Source organism: Mesorhizobium alhagi CCNWXJ12-2 (assembly GCF_000236565.1).
Classification (GTDB): domain Bacteria; phylum Pseudomonadota; class Alphaproteobacteria; order Rhizobiales; family Rhizobiaceae; genus Allomesorhizobium; species Allomesorhizobium alhagi.
This window is the reverse complement of record NZ_AHAM01000169.1, coordinates 13,066-30,263: the sequence shown is the minus strand read 5'-3', so window position 1 is coordinate 30,263 and position 17,198 is coordinate 13,066. Positions and strand designations below refer to the sequence as shown.

The following is a 17,198-nucleotide window of genomic DNA, read 5'->3' as shown; positions in this document are numbered from 1 at the left end:
AATGTTCACATGCGGCTTCGTGCGCTCGAATTTACTCTTGGCCATCGTATTCTTTCCTTGGCAACGGGGATTTAGCTCGTTCGAATGCGGGGCGATTAGCGAGAACGGCCAAAAAACACAAGAGCCTTTTGGCAAGGCATTCCCGTCGCTCTGGAAATCGGCTCCGCAGCCGAAGCGGCTATATAGTGTCGGCAGCTCCGGGCGGAAGGCCACCGCCTGGCGGAGACGCCGAGGATTCGAGGAGTCATACAGCATGAAACTGTTCAAAGGCATCAATGTCGTGTCGATCCCGGTCACCGATCTCGACCGCGCCCGCGATTTCTATCGCGACATTCTCGGGCTCGGCGAGCCGCTCTACGATCTGCCGGAGGCGGGCTGGATCGAGTTTTCGTCAGGCCGCGAAGGCGCGGGCAACGTCTCGGTCACCCTGGCCGAACCAGGCTGGCGGCCGTCGGCCGGAACGACGCTGGTGCTCGACGTGGAAGACTGCCATGCGGCGGTCGAGGAACTTCGCCGCCGCGCCGTCGCCTGCGACGACCCGCAGGTCTTTCCCGGCTACGTCACCTTCGCCGGCTTCACCGATCCGTTCGGCAACCGCCTGCAGATGTGCAGCCCGGCGGCATAGTCGTCGTAGATGGCTATTTTATCGCTAGACGATAGCCGGCAATCTGCGATATTATCGCAATGAAGACGATCATTCTGACCGACAAAGCCGCCCGGGAGTTCGATAATCTCGACTCGAAGGCGCGCGAGCAGGTGTCGGAAGGTCTCTACCAGTATGCGGTAGGCGGCCAAGGTGATGTGAAGCGTCTTGCTGGTCGGGATGGCTTTCGGCTCCGCATTGGCCGCTACCGCGTCATTTTCGATGAGGACAAGACAACCATCCTTGCGGTCTATGTCGGCAAGCGCGAGACGACCACCTATCGCAAGAACTGAAAGGAGCCGCAAAAATGCAGATCATCAAGACTCCCGGCGGCGAAGAACTCGTCCTTCTCGCCAAGACCGAATACGACGCACTGCTTTCCGCAGTGGCCGACGCGGAGGAAGACGCCGCGGACGTGGCGATTTACGACGCGCGCAAGGCGGAGGACCTGTCTACGTTGCCGGCCGAAGTTTCCATGGCGATTATACGCGGGGAAAGCCGCCTCAAGGCGCTTCGCAAATGGCGGGGCTTGACGCAGGACAGGCTTGCCGCAGAGGCCGGCGTTACGCAGGGCTTCCTCTCCGATCTTGAAGCCCGCCGCCGCGCACCTAGTCATAGCACGCTCGAAAAGCTTGCCACCGTCCTCGACGTGCCGTTGTCCTGGATTGAAGGGTGACCTGCGTAGTCTGTCAGACCCGCAGAGTGGATGCCTTCACGAGCGGCACGTCTCTCGTCGGCGACGGGAGTAGAATCGGCGGGAACCTGGAGCGGGTGAAGGGAATCGAACCCTCGTATTCAGCTTGGAAGGCTGCTGCTCTACCATTGAGCTACACCCGCGCCGTGCTGTCTTCGCATGATCCGTTCCGAAAAGCGATACCGCTTTCGGACCGTCACTGGGCTTCCGGACCGGCAGTGGTGGAGAGGGTTGGATTCGAACCAACGTAGGCTGAGCCAACGGATTTACAGTCCGTCCCCTTTAACCACTCGGGCACCTCTCCAAACTGCTGCCGGGAGCCATGCTGCGAGGCATTTTTTGCGGGACCGCAGCAAGATCAATGACCTGCCCGGCATCGCGAAGCGCCTTATGGCGGCGCGATAAAATCCTGTCAACCGCAGGGCGGGAGATTTCGCCGTGAAATTCGCCGGCTTGGGTCGCCCGCCTATCCAAAGCGCCGGACCGCGGATATAGGAACGGCCATGAGCGACGACAAGAAATCGAAAACGCCGAAGGACACACATTACGCCAGGCTGCGGCGGACCTTCCGCGACCAGAAGGCGGGCGGTCCACCGGCCTTCCGCACCCGCCCGCCCACGCCGCCCGGCGAGGCGGCCGCCGAAGGCCTGATCCGGCTCTACGGCCTGCATACTGTGCGCGAGGCGATCGACAATCCGCGCCGCCGGATCAAAAGCATGCTGGTGACCCGCAACGCCGCCGAGCGGCTGGAGATCGGCAATGTCGCCGCCCTGCCCTTCCCGGCCGAGATCGTCGAGCCGCGCGACATCGACAGGATCACCGGCAGCGACGCCGTGCATCAGGGCGTGCTCATCGAGGCCGAGCCCTTGAGGCCGAAGCGGCTCGACGCGCTCGGCGACACGAAACTGGTGCTGGTGCTCGACCAGGTGACCGACCCGCACAATGTCGGCGCGATCATGCGCTCGGCGGTGGCCTTCGGCGCCGGCGCGCTGATCACGACAGCGCGGCACAGCCCACAGGAATCGGGCGTGCTGGCCAAGGCGGCGTCCGGCGCGCTGGAGCATATCGACCAGATCGAGGTGAAGAACCTCGCCGACGCAATCGGCCAGCTTCACGAAGCCGACTTCCAGACCATCGGGCTCGATTCGGACGGGCCGGCGGAACTGGAGACAAGTTTTTCCGGCGGAAAAATTGCGCTGGTGCTCGGCGCCGAGGGAAAGGGTCTGCGCCAGAGAACGCGCGAAACCGTGACCACGCTTGCCCGTCTCGACATGCCGGGCGCTATCCGCTCACTCAACGTGTCGAACGCGGCGGCGGTGAGCCTTTATGCGGCGAAGAGGTTTTTGGGGAGCTAGGCTTCGCCAGATCTTAGACTGAGCGGTCACGGCTTGGCGGAGTGGGGGATAAATGACTAGAAATCAGTTCCGATTTCTTACGCTGCTATGTTTCGCGTCGTCGATCGCAGCAGGTGTCTGGGATTTTTTTGTGCCGTTCCCCACCGAACTGAATACGTTCATTCTGTTGGAGGAGACACCTATCGATAGGCTTGGAACACCCGGCCTCATTGTCTTGTCCATAGCTTTGCTTGCAGTGACCGCTTTGTCGTTTGCGCTGCTCCTGATCTTTCACCGCTGGGCGCCATCGCTTTTCGTCGGCATGAATGCGCTGCTCCTAGCGATCTCGCCCCTCTTTGGATATGGCATTTACAGTCCTGGCTCGGAACAGTTCGCGATGCTGAGCACATTTCTCGCCGGCGCGATGGTCCCGATCATGTTCATGACAAATGTAAGAACATTTTTTGGCAAGCAGGCAGGTAACGCCACGTAGCTCGCTTGCCCGTCTCGACATGCCGGGCGCTATCCGCTCGCTCAACGTATCGAATGCTGCCGCCGTGTCGCTTTATGCAGCCAAACGCTGGCTTACGAGGGCCTGATAGGCGGTTGTGAACAAATTCCGGCGGACGGCAAGCGACATGACACGCTAAGCCTTTATTCCAGTTAAGCTTTTTGCGTATCGCGGCCGCCCGCCTGCGTAATTTATCCCCCGTTGCCTCGCGGGTCGTCCGAACGAACAGACCGACTAAACCAGCCTGGACTGCTCCACCGCCGCATTGATGAAGCTGGCGAAAAGCGGGTGCGGCTCCATAGGCCGGCTCTTCAGTTCGGGGTGGTACTGCACGCCGATGAACCAGGGGTGGTCGGGATATTCGACGGTTTCCGGCAGCACGCCGTCCGGCGACATGCCGGCGAAGACCAGCCCGCAGCCTTCCAGCCGCTCCTTGTAGTCGACATTGACCTCGTAGCGGTGGCGGTGGCGTTCGGAGATCACCGTGTCGCCGTAGATCTCGGCGATTTTCGATCCCTTGCCGAGATGCGCCTCATAGGCGCCGAGCCGCATCGTGCCGCCGAGATCGCCGGTTTCGCGGCGCTTTTCCAGCATGTTGCCCTTCAGCCATTCGGTCATCAGGCCGACCACCGGCTCGTCCGTCGGGCCGAACTCCGTCGAGGAAGCGTTTTCGACGCCGGCCAACGAACGCGCGGCCTCGATGCAGGCCATCTGCATGCCGAAGCAGATGCCGAAATACGGGACCTTGCGCTCGCGGGCGAATTTGGCCGCCAGGATCTTGCCCTCCGCCCCGCGCTCGCCAAATCCGCCGGGGACCAGTATGCCGTGGACCTTTTCGAGCCAGGGCGACGGGTCTTCCTTCTCGAAAATCTCCGATTCGATCCAGTCGAGCTTTACCCGCACGCGATTGGCCATGCCGCCATGCGACAGCGCCTCGATCAGCGATTTGTAGGCGTCCTTGAGGCCGGTGTATTTGCCGACGACGGCGATCGTGACCTCGCCTTCCGGATTGTGGATGCGGGTCGAAACCTCCTGCCAGCGGTCCATGCGTGGCTTCGGCGCCGGATCGATGCCGAAGGCGGCGAGGACTTCCGAATCCAACCCCTCTTTGTGATAGGCCATCGGCACATCGTAGATGTGGCCGACGTCGAGCGCCTGGATGACGGCGCTCTCGCGGACGTTGCAGAACAGCGACAGTTTCCTGCGCTCTTCCTTGGGAATGGCGCGGTCCGCGCGCACCAGCAGGATATCCGGCGCTATGCCGATCGAGCGCAGCTCCTTCACCGAATGCTGGGTCGGCTTGGTCTTCAGCTCTCCGGCGGTCGGGATATACGGCATCAGCGTCAAATGGACGTAGACGGCGTTGTTGCGCGGCAGATCGTTGCCGAGTTGGCGGATCGCCTCCAGGAACGGCATCGCCTCGATATCGCCGACCGTTCCGCCGATCTCGCACAGAACGAAGTCGTAGTCGTCGTTGCCGTCGAGGATGAAATTCTTGATCTCGTCCGTGACGTGCGGAATGACCTGCACGGTCGCGCCGAGATAGTCGCCGCGGCGCTCGCGCTCGATGATGTTTTTGTAGATGCGGCCGGTGGTGATGTTGTCGCTCTGATTGGCCGAGCGGTTGGTGAAGCGCTCGTAATGGCCGAGGTCGAGGTCGGTCTCGGCCCCGTCGTCGGTCACGAAGACCTCGCCATGCTGGTATGGCGACATGGTTCCAGGGTCGACATTCAGGTAGGGATCGAGCTTTCGGATCCGCACGCGATAGCCGCGCGCCTGCAGCAGGGCGCCTAGGGCCGCTGCCGCAATACCTTTGCCAAGGGAGGAAACCACGCCGCCGGTGATGAATACATATCGCGCCATGGGAGTTATCGCTTAACGCTCCGGGATTGATTCCGCCAGAGGAAAATCCGCCAGAAACGGTTTTTCCTGCAGGCGCTGGATGGGATTTGCCGGCGCAAACAAAAAGGCCGGCATGCGCGCCGGCCTTTCGATGCCGTATTTCGTTCGAGCATGATCTTTCCCGAAAACCGGTTCCCACTTTTCGGGATCATGCTCCCGCGGCGGTCACATGACGACGACCTGGGTGCCCATCTTGACGCGACCGTAGAGGTCCATGACGTGCTCGTTGACCATGCGGAAGCAGCCGTTCGACGAATTGGTGCCGATCGTCTGCGGCTGGTTGGTGCCGTGGATGCGGATGTGCGTGTCCTTCTTGCCCTGGTAGAGGTAGATGGCGCGCGCGCCGAGCGGGTTGTCGGGGCCGCCGGGCATGCCGTCCTTGTACTGGCCGTATTTCCTGGGCTCGCGCTTCTGCATGTCGAGCGTCGGGATCCAGCGCGGCCATTCCTGCTTGTCGCCGACCTTGGCCGTGCCCTTGAATTCGAGCCCTTCGCGGCCGACCGCGATGGCGTAGCGGCGGGCGCTGGAGGACGATTCGACGAGATAAAGGTAGCGGGCGGAAGTGTCGATGACGATGGTGCCGCGGCTGTAGCCGGAGAAGGCGACCGACTGCGGCTCGTAGTCCGACTTGACCCGGAACTTCCTGTTGGCCTGCTTCTGTTCGAGGACGGCGTCGAGCGCACGGGTCTGCGGAAGCATGCGGTTCTGCGGCGCCGCTCCGCCGAACAGCGCCTGGAAGAAGCCGGGCTGCGGCTGCTCCACAGCTTCGCTGCGCAATTCGCCGTTGTTGCCGGTTCGCGCGACATCATGCGACGTCAGCCTGGCAAGTTCGGCCTGCCTGGCGTTTTCGGCGGCCTGCGCCCTTGCCAGCTTGCGCTGGGCCGCGGCATCGGCCTTGGCGCGCGCGGCAAGCTGCTTCGCCTCGATCGCCTTTTGCTTCGCGAACTTCTTTTCCGCGGCGGCCTGGGCTTTCGCAGCAAGCTTGGCCTGTTCCTCGGCCTTGGCGGCGGCTGCCAGCTTGGCTTCTTCCCTGGCCTTTGCCTTTGCCAGCGCCTTCTGCTTGGCCTTTTCCTTGGCGGTCAGCTTTTTCTTGGGGGCCTGTTCCGCCGCCTTGGCCTCGGCCTCATTGGCCTTCGCCTTGGAGGAGAACAGATAGGTCTTGGCGGGCGCCTCGGCGAAAGCCGGCGCGGACATGCCTATAGCGGCGCAGAGGCCTAGGAAAATGAGGCTGCGAATATGCATGGAAACGATCCCGAAAGTGTCGACGCGGATTTGTGCCGGCGCAAGAAAATGCGCTTGCAAGTGCCAACACTGCCGCCGCGCGCTTTATAACCGATTAAAGCCCGGCGGCTCAACGGTTTGAACCGCGCCGAGCCGCCGGAGCGACGTTAGCCGCGCAGCATTTGCCGCGACTGTGCTTATTTCATCACAGTGGCGGCGCGTGACGATGCGATTACTGGTTCGGAACCTGTGGAGCGGCAGGCGCAGCCGGTGCAGTGGCCGGCGGGGTTGCGGCGGCGTCGTCACCGGTCGGCACCGCTGGCGCGGCTGCAGGCGGAGTGGCGGCGTCGTCGCCGGTGGGCACCGCTGTAGGTGCGGTCTCGGAGCCGCCGAGCTGGTCGAGCACGCCCGCGCCGCCGTCCTGGCCGGCGGCCGGCACGCGGTCGAGAATGTCGATCGGCCGCTCGCCATAGCGCGCGATGACCGAAAGCGTGAGCGACGTGGCGAAGAAGGCTATCGCCAGGATCGCGGTGGCGCGGGTCAGCGCATTGGCCGCGCCGCGCGCGGTCATGAAGCCGGAGCCGCCGCCAATGCCGAGACCGCCGCCTTCGGAGCGCTGCAGAAGCACGACGCCGACGAGGGCAAGCACGATCATCAGATGAACGACGATGACTACAGTTTCCATGAATTCACCTGGCAGGATTGATTGGCGGCGCTGTGGTCCGCGATTTGAGGCGGCTCATTACAATGCTTTCGTGGCATTTCCAAGCCCGCCCGGAATATGGGGAACGGCAGCGCCTTTGCAATGCGCTGCATCCGCGCCGCCTGGAAAAGCCGAGCCTGTCGTTAAGTCCCTGATGAAGGGGCTTCCGAGGCTACATCGAAAGATAGGCTTCGGCGATGCCGAGGAAATCGGCGGCCTTGAGGCTGGCGCCGCCCACCAGCGCGCCGTCGACGTTATCGACGCCGAGAAGCTCGACGGCATTGGAGGGCTTGACCGAGCCGCCGTAGAGAATGCGCATCTTGCCTGCGGCTTCGAATCCGATCGTTGCGGCCAGTTCGGCGCGGATGTGGGCGTGAGCCTTGGCGACGTCAAGCGCGGTGGGCGTCAGTCCCGTGCCGATCGCCCAGACCGGCTCATAGGCGACAATGGCGTTGGACGGCGTGGCGGCCGCCGGGACCGAACCGGCGACCTGGCGCGACAGCACCGACAACGTTTCGCCGTCGTCGCGCTGGTCTCGCGTCTCGCCGATGCAGATGATGGCGACCAGGCCGGCCCGCCAGGCCGCTTCGGCCTTGGCGTGGACGATAGCATCGGTTTCGCCGTGATCGGCGCGGCGCTCCGAGTGGCCGACGATGACGTGGGTGGCGCCGGCATCCTTCAGCATTTCGCCGGAAATGTCGCCGGTATGCGCGCCGCTCTGCTCGGCATGGCAATCCTGGCCTCCGGGGCGCACGGGCGTCGAGGAAAGCACTTCGGCGGCGCGCGCCAGAAGCGTGGCGGGAACGCAGACCAGCGCTTCCGTCTCGGAATCGAGGCCGCCGAGGAACCCGTGGCCGATCGCCCGCAATTCGTTCAGCGAGACGCTGGTGCCATTCATTTTCCAATTGCCGGCGACAAGCGGGCGGATTCCAGGCGTCATGGCGATCGTTTCCTCCAGATAAGCAGCGCGGACTGGCGCCCTCACTATCAAAATCAGCCCACAAAGCAATCGACACTGGCCTTCGGGGACGCTATTGCCCTTTGTTCAGACAAGCGCATGGCAAATGCGCGACAATCGGAAGTGAATATGCTCAATAGTCTGCGAAATGCCGCCGGAACCTGGGTCGCCAAGCTGCTGCTCATCCTTCTCGTCCTTAGCTTTGCGGTCTGGGGAATTTCGGGGTCGATGCTCGGCGTGATCGGCGGCAATGCCGTGGTCACGGCGGGTGGCACCACCGTGCCGGCCGTCGAATACCGGCTGGCCTATGACCGCCAGGTCAACGTCTTGTCCCAGCAGTTCGGCCAGCGGCTGACCCGCGAACAGGCGACGGCGCTCGGCATCGACAATCAGGTGCTCGGGCAGCTCGTCGCCGGCGCGGTTTTGGACGAGCAGGCCCGCACGCTCGGTCTCGGCCTGTCCAAGGATCGTCTCGCCTCTCTGACCGTCGAAGATCCTGCCTTCCGCGGCCCCGACGGCAAGTTCAGCCGGCAGCAATTCGATTATGTGCTGCGCGAGATCGGCATGCGGCCGGAAGACTATTTCAACAACCGCGCCCAGGTGGCGGTGCGCCAGCAGATCGTAGAAGCGGTATCGGACGGGCTGGAAGCGCCCGACACGTTCCTGCGTGCGGTCGCCCTTTATCGAGGCGAGGACCGAACGGCCGAATACATCGTGCTGCCGAAAGCGCTGGTGGAACCGGTCGAGCCGCCGTCGGAAGCAGTTCTGTCGGCCTGGTTCGAGGAGAACAAGGCCAATTATGCAGCGCCGGAATACCGCAAGATTTCCTATGTGAAGCTCGAGCCGGAAGACATCGCCGACGAAAGCGCGATAACCGACGAGCAGGTCGCGGCCGATTACGAACAGAACAAGGCGCGCTACACGACGCCGGAAACCCGCACGATCGAGCAGCTCGTCTTCAAGACGCCGGAAGCCGCGCAGGCAGCGCTTGATTCGCTGAAGGGCGGCGCGACCTTCGAGAAGATCGTGGCGGCCGAAGGCAAGACGCGGGCCGATACGCTGCTCGGCACGCTCAGCAAGGAAAAGATCGCCGACAAGGCGGTGGCAGAGGCGGCGTTCAAGCTCGCCGAAAACGAGGTTAGCCCGGTTGTCCAGGGCGCGTTCGGCCCGGTCCTGCTGCGCGTCACCGAGATCAAGCCCGAAGTTGTGCGGCCGCTGGCGGAGGTCGCCCCCGAAATCCGCAAGGATCTGGCGCTCTCCGAGGCCAACCGCGTGCTGCTCGACGTCCACGATAGCTATGAGGATTCGCGCGCGGCGGGCGAATCGCTGCGCGAGGCTGCGGCGAAGCTGAAGCTCGACGTGGTGACGGTGGAAGCGATCGATCGCGCGGGGCGCCTGCCCGACGGCAGCGTCCACGCCGACCTGCCGCAATCGCGCGAGTTGCTTGAGGCCGCTTTCGAGACCGAGGCGAATGTCGAAAACCCGCCCGTGAATATCGGCTCGAGCGGTTTTGTCTTCTTCGAAGTGGAAGGCATCACCGCGGCCCGTGACCGCACGCTGGAAGAGGTACGCGAAAAGGCCGCCGCCGACTGGATAGCCGAGGAAACCACGAAGCGGCTGGCGGCAAAGGCCGCCGAGCTTGAAAAGCGGCTGAAGGACGGAACCGAACTCGACGCGCTGGCGACCGAACTCTCGCTCGAAAAGCAGACCAAGCGCGGTCTGAAGCGCGAAGCCGACGATGCCGATTTCGGCAAGGAAGGCGTCGCAGCGGTTTTCGCTGTCGCGGAAGGCGGCAGCGGTGTGATCCAGGCGCCGACGGGCGACGCGCAAATATTGTTCAAGGTGACGGAAGTGTTCGAGCCTGCCGGCGCCAGCCCTGAATCCGTGCCCGAGGACGCGCAGGCCTCGTTCTCGTCCGGCCTTGCCAACGATTTGCTCGACCAGTTGGTCGCGCGGCTGCAGACGCAATATGAAGTAGAGATCAATCGCGCCGCTATCGACCAGGCGCTGGCCTTCTAAAGCCCGCCATGACCACGCTGAAACCGCACATCGCCAAGGCCGCCACGGGCAGCGCCCTCACCTTCGAAGAGGCGAAGGAAGCGTTCGACATCATCATGTCGGGCGAAGCGACGCCCGGCCAGATCGGCGCTTTCCTGATGGCGCTGAGGGTGCGCGGCGAAAGCGTCGCCGAGATTTCGGGCGCGGTCGCGACGATGCGCGAGAAGATGCTGCGGGTCGAGGCGCCGGCGGAGGCAATCGACATTGTCGGCACCGGCGGCGACGGCTCGCACAGCGTCAACATATCGACCGCCTCGGCCTTCGTGATCGCCGGCTGCGGCGTGCCTGTCGCCAAGCACGGCAATCGCGGGCTTTCCTCGCAGACCGGCGCGGCCGATGTTCTGACCGCGCTCGGCATCAAGATCGATCTCACCGCCGAGCAAATCGGCGACTGCATCCGCCAGGCGGGCGTCGGCTTCATGTTCGCGCCGGCGCACCATCCGGCGATGCGCCATGTCGGGCCGATCCGGGCGGAACTCGGCACCCGCACCATCTTCAACCTGCTCGGCCCGCTGTCGAACCCGGCCGGCGTCAAGCGCCAGATGGTCGGCGTGTTCTCGCCTGAATGGGTCGGTCCGGTGGCCGAGACGCTGAAGACTCTCGGCGCGGAGCGGGCCTGGGTAGCGCATGGCGACGGCTTCGACGAGATCACCACGACCGGCGAGACCCATGTCAGCGAGTTGAACGGCGGCGAGTTGCGCAGCTTCGTGCTCACGCCCGAGGAACTCGGTCTGAAGCGCTATGCCCGCGAGGATTTGCGCGGCGGCGACGCTGCCTTCAACGCCAAGGCCCTGCACGATATGCTGCACGGCCAGCCGGGCGCCTATCGCGACACGGTGCTGATGAATGCCGGCGCCGGGTTGGTGGTCGCGGGCAAGGCCGAGACGCTGGCCGACGGCGTCAGGCAGGCTGCCACCGCGATCGACAATGGCCGCGGCGCGGGCGTGCTCGATGCGCTCGTCAAAGTATCGAACGGATAGCGCCGTGGCCGACATTTTGCGAAAGATCGAAGCCTACAAGCGCGACGAGATCGCCGCCGCCAAGGCGCGCATGCCGCTTTCCGAGCTGAAGAAGGCGGCGCGCGACACGGATGCGCCGCGCGGCTTCCTGGCCGCGCTCGAGGCAAGAAAGAAGGCGGGTCAGTTCGCACTGATTGCCGAAATCAAGAAGGCGAGCCCGTCGAAAGGTCTGATCCGCGCCGATTTCGATCCCCCGGCGCTGGCGCGCGCCTACGAACAGGGCGGCGCGGCGTGCCTGTCGGTGCTGACGGACGCGCCTTCCTTCCAGGGGTCGCCGGAGTTTTTGACGGCCGCGCGGCGCGCGACGAAGCTGCCGGCGCTGCGCAAGGACTTTTTGTTCGATCCCTATCAGGTTCATGAAGCCCGCGCCTGGGGCGCGGACGCGATCCTGATCATCATGGCGAGCGTCAACGACGACAACGCCCGCGCGCTCGAGGAGACGGCGTTCGAACTCGGCATGGACGCGCTGGTCGAAGTGCACGACGAGGCCGAGACCGAGCGCGCGCTAAAACTGTCGTCGCGGCTGATCGGCATCAACAACCGCAATCTGCGGACGTTCGATGTCAGTCTCGAAACCTCGGAGCGGCTGGCGAAACTCGTGCCGGCGGACCGGCATCTTGTCGGCGAAAGCGGCATCTTTTCGCATGAGGATTGCCGGCGGCTGGCGCGGAGTGGAATAAATACATTCCTCGTCGGCGAAAGCCTGATGCGGCAGGCGGATGTTGCGGCTGCGACGCGCGCACTGCTGACCGGCGAAACCGTCGCCGCCGAGGGTTAGCCCATGGCCGGCGGCAAGAAGCTCACCCATATCGGCTCCAAGGGCGAGGCGCATATGGTCGATGTAGGGGCCAAGGCCGAGACCGAGCGGACGGCGGTCGCCGAAGGCATCGTCACCATGCTGCCCGAGACGCTGCGCATGATCATGGCCGGCGACGCCAAGAAGGGCGACGTGCTCGGCACGGCGCGCATCGCCGGCATCATGGCCGCCAAGAAGACGCATGAGCTGATCCCGCTCTGCCACCCGCTGCTGCTCACCAAAGTGTCCGTCGACATCCAGCCTGAGCCGGCCCTGCCCGGGCTGCGCGTCATCGCGCTCGCCCGCGTCTCCGGCAAGACAGGCGTGGAAATGGAGGCGCTGACCGCGGCCTCGGTCGCCTGCCTGACCATCTACGACATGGCCAAGGCGGTGGACCGAGGCATGGAGATTTCCGGGATAAGGCTGGTCAAAAAGACCGGCGGCAAGTCCGGAGACTACCGGGCGGGTGCGTAATGGCGCTGCTGCCGGTAGCGGACGCCTTGCGGCTGCTTCTGGACGGCGCCGCGCCGGGCGAGGCGGAGACCGTGCCGCTGCCGGAAGCGGCGGAGCGCGTGCTGGCGGAACCGCTAGAGGCGCTGCGGACGCAGCCCCCCTTCGACGCCTCGGCCATGGACGGCTACGCCGTTCGCGCCGCCGACGTCGCAGATGTGCCGGTGCAACTCGAGATCATCGGCGCGGCTCCCGCCGGACGGCGGTTTCCCGGCGAGGTCGGTCCCGGACAGGCCGTGCGTATCTTCACCGGTGCGCCGATGCCGAAGGGCGCCGACACGATCGTCATCCAGGAAGACACGAGCAGCGTCGGCGAGCGCGGGGTTGAAGTGACGGAAACGGTCGTCGCCGGCCGCCACATCAGGCGCAAGGGGCTGGATTTCACCGAGGGCGACCTGCTGCTTGAAGCCGGGCGCGTGCTCGATGCGGCTGCGCTATCGCTCGCCGCATCCGCCAATCACGCGACGCTTCGCGTAGTCAAGCGGCCGCTGGTGGCGATCATCGCGACCGGCGACGAATTGGCGCCGCCGGGCAGCGAGCCCGGACCGGACCAGATCATCGCGTCCAACGCCCTCGGCGTCGCCGCGATCGCACAATCGGCCGGCGCGCGCGTACTCGATCTCGGCATAGCGCCGGACCGCAAGGAGGCGATTTCGGCGCTGGTCCGTCGGGCGCTGGATGCGCGGGCCGACGTGATCGTCACGCTTGGCGGGGCTTCCGTCGGCGAGCACGATTTCATCCACGACGTGCTGACCGGCGAGGGCGTCGTACTCGATTTCTGGAAAATCGCCATGCGGCCCGGCAAGCCGCTGATGTTCGGGCGGCTCGGCGAAACGCGCTGCCTCGGCCTGCCGGGTAATCCGGTGGCGGGCCTGGTCTGCTCGCATCTGTTTCTGAGGCCGCTGCTCGCGCAACTCGGCGGCAGGCCGCACCAGCCGGACCTTCGACGGGCGAGCCTCGCAGCCGCCCTCCCCGCCAACGATCTACGCCAGGATTATATCCGCGCCGTAGTGGAAGCCACCCCGGACGGGCTTCAGGCGACGCCGTTCGGCATCCAGGATTCGTCAATGCTGAAGGTATTCGCCGACGCCAACGCGCTGATCGTGCGAGAGCCCTTCGCAACTGCCGCAGATGCCGGCGCTCCGTGCGACGTTCTGATGTTACGCTGAACAAATCGTCAACGCGTTCATTAAAATTTAAAAGGTTGCAGAACACAACTGGAACAGATAGTGTTTGTTCTGGATTTGTTTTCCGTTTGATTCTTGGGGGTTGTGATGCTGACGCGCAAACAACATGAACTGCTGCTCTTCATCCATGAACGGCTGAAAGAGGCCGGAATCCCTCCTTCCTTCGACGAGATGAAGGATGCGTTGGACCTTGCCTCGAAATCGGGAATCCACCGCCTGATCACTGCGCTCGAGGAGCGCGGCTTCATCCGCCGGCTGCCCAACCGGGCGCGGGCGCTGGAGGTGCTGCGGCTGCCCGATTCCATCGCGCCGGGTCTTAACGCGGCGCGGAAATTCTCGCCGAGCGTCATCGAAGGCAGCCTCGGCCGCCGGCCACCCGAGCCGTCGCGCGTGCCAGCCGCCGGCAATGACGACGACGCCCGCGCGTCCATCTCGATCCCGGTCATGGGACGCATCGCGGCCGGCGTGCCGATCGAGGCGATCCAGCATAAGACGCATTCGATCTCCGTGCCGCCGGAAATGATTTCGGGTGGCGAGCACTATGCGCTCGAGGTGAAGGGCGATTCGATGATCGAGGCCGGTATTTTCGACGGCGACACCGTCATAATCCGCAACGCCAATACCGCCAACCCCGGCGAGATCATCGTCGCCCTGGTGGACGAGGAAGAAGCGACGCTGAAGCGCTTCCGACGCAAGGGCGCGTCCATCGCGCTCGAGGCCGCCAACCCGGCCTACGAGACGCGGATTTTTGGCCCCGACCGGGTCAAGGTGCAGGGCAAGCTCGTCGGGCTGATCCGGCGTTATTGAGACGATTCGCCGGCGGGCCTGTCGGCGTCTTCAGGCAGTTCGGACAGCGTTTTGACTGCCTGCGCAGGCTATTGATGCGATTCGCTGACAGCTTCGTCTTCCGGCGGGTTGGATGGCGTCTTGGTCTTGGATGAAGGCTTTCGCTGGTAAGGCGGCATGCCGCGCGCAGCGCGCGAGAATTGGCGCTGCGCATGCCAAGGCCGGTATGGTTCGGCCATCGCATAGCGGATCTCCGGTTTCAAGCCCGGCGCGGCGAAGTGGATTGCGGCGCTGCCGTGCCTGGCAAGGTCGCGCTTGGTGACGATCGCAACGGCAGGATTCGGACAGGCAAGTTCAGCGGTCGCATCGTCGATGACGATCAGCGCCGCGTAGCCGCAGGCGGCTCGCGCCGCGGCGGCATCGGCCGTGTGGACGACGATCCGGCCTGACGGGTGGCGGATCGCGCACCGGGCGGTGTCGCAGTTGAACCGGGCGTCGGGAACCGTTTCGGGAGGCTGCGATATCTCGGCGGACTGGTCCGCCGGCTTGGCCGATAGCTCATCGGCTGATGCGTTCGCTACAGGCGTCGGTTCGGCAGTCGTCAGTATTGGTGCTGCCGTGTTGGAGCCGGAAGCTACAGACTTGCCGCCGATCCGTTCGCCGGTGTCGGTCGCGAACTGACCCGCCGTCCTAGTGAGCGCCGACGCAGCGCCTGCTGCTTTGGGGCCAGGCGGGCCGGATGACGCCGGCTCGGTATGCTTCGTCCGGGAATTGGCTGGTTTGCCGGGACGGACCACGGTTTCGGCGAGCAGCGCGCGTTTCCAACTGTCGATCGTGAACTGGTTCGGCCGGGCTCGATTGACGGCCAACTCTCCCTCGCCATTGCGCAGCGCAACCAGACGCCCGTCCTCCGAAACAAACACGTCCGGCGTTTTCGTGAAGGCGAGCGCCGCCACGGCGAGTACCGCGAACGGCAAGGCCGCCAGCCGGAGCCTGGTCGTCGCCATGGTGGCGAAGACCAGGGCGATGGCGCTGAGCAGGACGGCCTGAACCGGTACGAGCCCAACCGCATCGAGCGGGGAGCGGGCGGAGAACCAGTCGGCAACCGCGATCATGGCCGACAGGCCCTTGCCCATGACATAGAAGAACGGGCCCTCGATGCCGAGCGGCATGGCGGCGGCGCCCATCACAGCGAAAGGCATGACCAGGGTTGAGACGATCGGCATCGCTGCAAGGTTCGCAGCCAGGCTGAGCGGCGAGACGCGTTGGAAATGGTATGCGCCGAACACTGCGGTCGCGAGGCCCGCCACGACAGAGGTCGCCGCAAGACCGACGGCAAACGCCAGCACTTTCCTGAGCACGTTGCCGGCCGGCGACCGGTTCGGCGGACGCGCCATCGTGGAATCGGCCTGTTTGCGGTCCGACCACCAGGCGTACGCGCCGACGAGTGCAGCGGTCGCGGCAAACGACATCTGGAAGCTCGGGCCGATCACTTCATGCGGTGAGATGGCGATGACGACGATGGCCGAGACCGCCAGATTGCGCATGGTCAACGCGGCGCGGTCGAAGAGCAGCGCCGTCAGCATCACCGCAAGCATGATGAAACTGCGCTGCGCTGCGACTTCGCCGCCGGAGATGAAGAGATAGGCGGAAATCGAGGCAAGCGCTGCGATCGCGGCGTATTTCTTGACCGGCCGCCGCGAAGAAAAGCCCGGAAACAGCGCGAAGCCGACCGCAGGCCGCCCATGATGGTGCCGGCTACCAGCGCCATGTGCAGGCCCGAGATCGAGATGACGTGGTAGAGGCCGGTGCGGCGCAGCGATTCATTGACCGTTTCGGGAATGCCGGCGCGGACGCCGACCACCAAGGCCGCGGCGATTTCGCCTTCCGGTCCGCCAATCCTCTCGCGAATCCGTTCGGCAATGGCGTTGCGGCCGTTCTGGATCCAGGCCGAGCCGCGCGCCGACAGGGGCAGATCCGGTTGCGCCGGGTGAAGACCCGCTGACAAACCGTTGTTCTGGCTTGTCTCCTCCGTACCGATTGACTGCGGTGCGGGCGCTGTCTTCAATTGCGGCGGGCGCAGGAAAAAGCCGCTCGCCCCGATGCCATCGAAATAGCTTTCGAAGGAAAAGTCATAGCTTTGCGGCCGCACCGGGCCGGAAGGTGGCATCAGCCGCACGAGGCCGGCAACCTCCGCGCCAACGGCGAGACCAGCTGGAACCTTTACCGCCGACGCGCGAATCCTGTCCGGCGCATAGCGCAGTTTCGGGCGGGCGGTGGCGGTGACGTCGAGTGTCAGCCGAGTGCGGCCATTGGCGAGATGATCGATCGCAGCCACCCTGCCGGTAACGAGCGTCGATATTTCGCCGCCCAGCATTTTCGTGCCGGCTCGCCAGGTTTCAACCTTCGCCGCCAGAAAGCCGAGAAGGCAGACAAGGACGGCGGCCAGCGCGAAATGGATTACGCCGCGCGACTGCAGCAGCGCAAGGACAAGGCCGATGGCGAGCGTTCCGCCCAGCGCCGGCGCGAAGCCGGGCTCGAAAGGCAGCGCGAAATAGACGATCGCGCCGAACGCCAGGAAGACCGGGACAAGCAGAAACGCGGCGCCGCGGTCGATCTCCAGCGCGATATCCTGGCGGAGCGCGCGCGAGGCGCTTGAGGCCGGGAGCAGCGCTTTTGGAAACGCACCGCCGAGCGGCGCCGCCGGCAGCGGAAACCGGCGATTTGCGGGCGAGAGCGCGGCTGGAGGCTGAACCGGGACAAGCGGCCCGGCATCCGGCGTCGGCGCAAACAGCATGCGCTCGCTGACATCGCCTGCCGCCGTTTCGCCGGCCATCCGAATCCCCCCGGGATCGGCCGTACTCGACGCCTGCGCG

General features: G+C 64.7%; 18 protein-coding genes, 2 tRNA genes and 1 pseudogene. 12 read left to right on the top strand and 9 right to left on the bottom strand.

Going from position 1 to position 17,198, the window contains the following annotated elements; translation table 11 throughout:
• Nucleotides 1-255: hypothetical protein (locus tag MAXJ12_RS38555; protein WP_210160943.1), on the bottom strand; the 255-nt coding region annotated here is incomplete at its 3' end.
• Here MAXJ12_RS38555 and MAXJ12_RS19540 point away from each other — a divergent pair.
• The 3 genes from MAXJ12_RS19540 to MAXJ12_RS19530 are packed head-to-tail and all read left to right on the top strand — an operon-like array spanning nucleotide 254 to nucleotide 1,319.
• Complete coding sequence (locus MAXJ12_RS19540; protein ID WP_040586964.1) at nucleotides 254-625, top strand: VOC family protein; 372 nt, start codon at nucleotides 254-256, stop codon at nucleotides 623-625. The genes MAXJ12_RS38555 and MAXJ12_RS19540 overlap by 2 nt on opposite strands.
• 59 nt (nucleotides 626-684) lie before the next feature.
• The gene (locus tag MAXJ12_RS19535; RefSeq protein ID WP_008837694.1) at nucleotides 685-936 is read left to right on the top strand and encodes a type II toxin-antitoxin system RelE family toxin; all 252 of its coding nucleotides are present in this window, start codon (nucleotides 685-687) and stop codon (nucleotides 934-936) included.
• Between the two features lie 14 nt (nucleotides 937-950).
• Nucleotides 951-1,319, top strand: coding sequence for a helix-turn-helix domain-containing protein (locus MAXJ12_RS19530; protein ID WP_008837693.1), 369 nt, complete (start codon nucleotides 951-953; stop codon nucleotides 1,317-1,319).
• A gap of 87 nt (nucleotides 1,320-1,406) precedes the next feature.
• Here the strand turns inward: MAXJ12_RS19530 and MAXJ12_RS19525 are convergent.
• Together MAXJ12_RS19525 and MAXJ12_RS19520 are read right to left on the bottom strand one after the other, a co-directional pair.
• Nucleotides 1,407-1,480 (bottom strand) — tRNA-Gly (locus MAXJ12_RS19525).
• A 76-nt stretch (nucleotides 1,481-1,556) separates the two neighbouring features.
• Nucleotides 1,557-1,641, bottom strand: a tRNA-Tyr gene (locus MAXJ12_RS19520).
• A 199-nt stretch (nucleotides 1,642-1,840) separates the two neighbouring features.
• Between MAXJ12_RS19520 and MAXJ12_RS19515 the strand changes: the two genes are divergently transcribed.
• From MAXJ12_RS19515 to MAXJ12_RS36880, 3 genes and pseudogenes are all read left to right on the top strand, one after another.
• On the top strand, nucleotides 1,841-2,692 hold the full coding sequence (locus MAXJ12_RS19515) for a TrmH family RNA methyltransferase (protein WP_008837692.1): 852 nt from the start codon (nucleotides 1,841-1,843) through the stop codon (nucleotides 2,690-2,692).
• Between the two features lie 52 nt (nucleotides 2,693-2,744).
• Nucleotides 2,745-3,164, top strand: a complete 420-nt coding sequence (locus MAXJ12_RS19510; RefSeq protein ID WP_008837691.1) for a hypothetical protein — start codon at nucleotides 2,745-2,747, stop codon at nucleotides 3,162-3,164.
• Nucleotides 3,163-3,270 (top strand): annotated as a pseudogene (locus tag MAXJ12_RS36880) (23S rRNA (guanosine(2251)-2'-O)-methyltransferase RlmB); the annotation flags it as partial. The gene MAXJ12_RS19510 and the pseudogene MAXJ12_RS36880, both read left to right, overlap by 2 nt.
• Before the next feature lie 146 nt (nucleotides 3,271-3,416).
• Here the strand turns inward: MAXJ12_RS36880 and MAXJ12_RS19505 are convergent.
• The 4 genes from MAXJ12_RS19505 to tpiA all read right to left on the bottom strand — a co-directional run bounded on the left by MAXJ12_RS19505 (nucleotide 3,417) and on the right by tpiA (nucleotide 7,948).
• Nucleotides 3,417-5,045, bottom strand: coding sequence for a CTP synthase (locus tag MAXJ12_RS19505; RefSeq protein WP_008837690.1), 1,629 nt, complete (start codon nucleotides 5,043-5,045; stop codon nucleotides 3,417-3,419).
• 204 nt (nucleotides 5,046-5,249) lie between these two features.
• On the bottom strand, nucleotides 5,250-6,326 hold the full coding sequence (locus MAXJ12_RS19500; protein ID WP_040586970.1) for a L,D-transpeptidase: 1,077 nt from the start codon (nucleotides 6,324-6,326) through the stop codon (nucleotides 5,250-5,252).
• 211 nt (nucleotides 6,327-6,537) lie between these two features.
• Nucleotides 6,538-6,990, bottom strand: coding sequence for a preprotein translocase subunit SecG (gene secG / locus MAXJ12_RS19495; RefSeq protein WP_008837687.1), 453 nt, complete (start codon nucleotides 6,988-6,990; stop codon nucleotides 6,538-6,540).
• Nucleotides 6,991-7,180: 190 nt separating this feature from the next.
• Entirely contained in the window at nucleotides 7,181-7,948 is a 768-nt protein-coding gene (gene tpiA, locus MAXJ12_RS19490; protein ID WP_008837686.1) for a triose-phosphate isomerase, read from the bottom strand.
• A 147-nt stretch (nucleotides 7,949-8,095) separates the two neighbouring features.
• Here tpiA and MAXJ12_RS19485 point away from each other — a divergent pair, with 147 nt between their 5' ends.
• The 6 genes from MAXJ12_RS19485 to lexA all read left to right on the top strand — a co-directional run bounded on the left by MAXJ12_RS19485 (nucleotide 8,096) and on the right by lexA (nucleotide 14,343).
• A complete protein-coding gene (locus MAXJ12_RS19485; protein ID WP_008837685.1) occupies nucleotides 8,096-9,985 on the top strand; it encodes a SurA N-terminal domain-containing protein in 1,890 nt (629 codons plus the stop codon).
• An 8-nt stretch (nucleotides 9,986-9,993) separates the two neighbouring features.
• Complete coding sequence (gene trpD / locus MAXJ12_RS19480; protein ID WP_008837684.1) at nucleotides 9,994-11,004, top strand: anthranilate phosphoribosyltransferase; 1,011 nt, start codon at nucleotides 9,994-9,996, stop codon at nucleotides 11,002-11,004.
• A 4-nt stretch (nucleotides 11,005-11,008) separates the two neighbouring features.
• Entirely contained in the window at nucleotides 11,009-11,821 is an 813-nt protein-coding gene (gene trpC, locus MAXJ12_RS19475) for an indole-3-glycerol phosphate synthase TrpC (RefSeq protein WP_008837683.1), read from the top strand.
• A gap of 3 nt (nucleotides 11,822-11,824) precedes the next feature.
• Nucleotides 11,825-12,313, top strand: coding sequence for a cyclic pyranopterin monophosphate synthase MoaC (moaC, locus tag MAXJ12_RS19470; protein ID WP_008837682.1), 489 nt, complete (start codon nucleotides 11,825-11,827; stop codon nucleotides 12,311-12,313).
• Nucleotides 12,313-13,518 carry a molybdopterin molybdotransferase MoeA gene (locus tag MAXJ12_RS19465; RefSeq protein WP_008837681.1) on the top strand — a complete coding sequence of 402 codons (1,206 nt, stop codon included), beginning with the start codon at nucleotides 12,313-12,315 and terminating at the stop codon, nucleotides 13,516-13,518. Before moaC ends, MAXJ12_RS19465 begins: the two co-directional genes overlap by 1 nt.
• A gap of 105 nt (nucleotides 13,519-13,623) precedes the next feature.
• Complete coding sequence (gene lexA, locus MAXJ12_RS19460; RefSeq protein ID WP_008837680.1) at nucleotides 13,624-14,343, top strand: transcriptional repressor LexA; 720 nt, start codon at nucleotides 13,624-13,626, stop codon at nucleotides 14,341-14,343.
• Between the two features lie 68 nt (nucleotides 14,344-14,411).
• Here lexA and MAXJ12_RS39670 read toward each other — a convergent pair whose 3' ends face one another.
• Together MAXJ12_RS39670 and MAXJ12_RS39665 are read right to left on the bottom strand one after the other, a co-directional pair.
• Nucleotides 14,412-15,995 carry a ComEC/Rec2 family competence protein gene (locus MAXJ12_RS39670; protein ID WP_280113340.1) on the bottom strand — a complete coding sequence of 528 codons (1,584 nt, stop codon included), beginning with the start codon at nucleotides 15,993-15,995 and terminating at the stop codon, nucleotides 14,412-14,414.
• Complete coding sequence (locus MAXJ12_RS39665; RefSeq protein ID WP_280113339.1) at nucleotides 15,908-17,158, bottom strand: ComEC/Rec2 family competence protein; 1,251 nt, start codon at nucleotides 17,156-17,158, stop codon at nucleotides 15,908-15,910. Before MAXJ12_RS39665 ends, MAXJ12_RS39670 begins: the two co-directional genes overlap by 88 nt.
• Nucleotides 17,159-17,198 lie beyond the last annotated feature (40 nt).

Bases quoted from the DNA above. Each gene is read 5' to 3' on its own strand.
- MAXJ12_RS19540 (WP_040586964.1), top strand. From the start codon at position 254: ATGAAACTGTTCAAAGGCATCAATGTCGTGTCGATCCCGGTCACCGAT.
- MAXJ12_RS19535 (WP_008837694.1), top strand. From the start codon at position 685: ATGAAGACGATCATTCTGACCGACAAAGCCGCCCGGGAGTTCGATAAT.
- MAXJ12_RS19530 (WP_008837693.1), top strand. From the start codon at position 951: ATGCAGATCATCAAGACTCCCGGCGGCGAAGAACTCGTCCTTCTCGCC.
- MAXJ12_RS19515 (WP_008837692.1), top strand. From the start codon at position 1,841: ATGAGCGACGACAAGAAATCGAAAACGCCGAAGGACACACATTACGCC.
- MAXJ12_RS19510 (WP_008837691.1), top strand. From the start codon at position 2,745: ATGACTAGAAATCAGTTCCGATTTCTTACGCTGCTATGTTTCGCGTCG.
- MAXJ12_RS19505 (WP_008837690.1), bottom strand. From the start codon at position 5,045: ATGGCGCGATATGTATTCATCACCGGCGGCGTGGTTTCCTCCCTTGGC.
- MAXJ12_RS19500 (WP_040586970.1), bottom strand. From the start codon at position 6,326: ATGCATATTCGCAGCCTCATTTTCCTAGGCCTCTGCGCCGCTATAGGC.
- secG (WP_008837687.1), bottom strand. From the start codon at position 6,990: ATGGAAACTGTAGTCATCGTCGTTCATCTGATGATCGTGCTTGCCCTC.
- tpiA (WP_008837686.1), bottom strand. From the start codon at position 7,948: ATGACGCCTGGAATCCGCCCGCTTGTCGCCGGCAATTGGAAAATGAAT.
- MAXJ12_RS19485 (WP_008837685.1), top strand. From the start codon at position 8,096: ATGCTCAATAGTCTGCGAAATGCCGCCGGAACCTGGGTCGCCAAGCTG.
- trpD (WP_008837684.1), top strand. From the start codon at position 9,994: ATGACCACGCTGAAACCGCACATCGCCAAGGCCGCCACGGGCAGCGCC.
- moaC (WP_008837682.1), top strand. From the start codon at position 11,825: ATGGCCGGCGGCAAGAAGCTCACCCATATCGGCTCCAAGGGCGAGGCG.
- MAXJ12_RS19465 (WP_008837681.1), top strand. From the start codon at position 12,313: ATGGCGCTGCTGCCGGTAGCGGACGCCTTGCGGCTGCTTCTGGACGGC.
- lexA (WP_008837680.1), top strand. From the start codon at position 13,624: ATGCTGACGCGCAAACAACATGAACTGCTGCTCTTCATCCATGAACGG.
- MAXJ12_RS39665 (WP_280113339.1), bottom strand. From the start codon at position 17,158: ATGGCCGGCGAAACGGCGGCAGGCGATGTCAGCGAGCGCATGCTGTTT.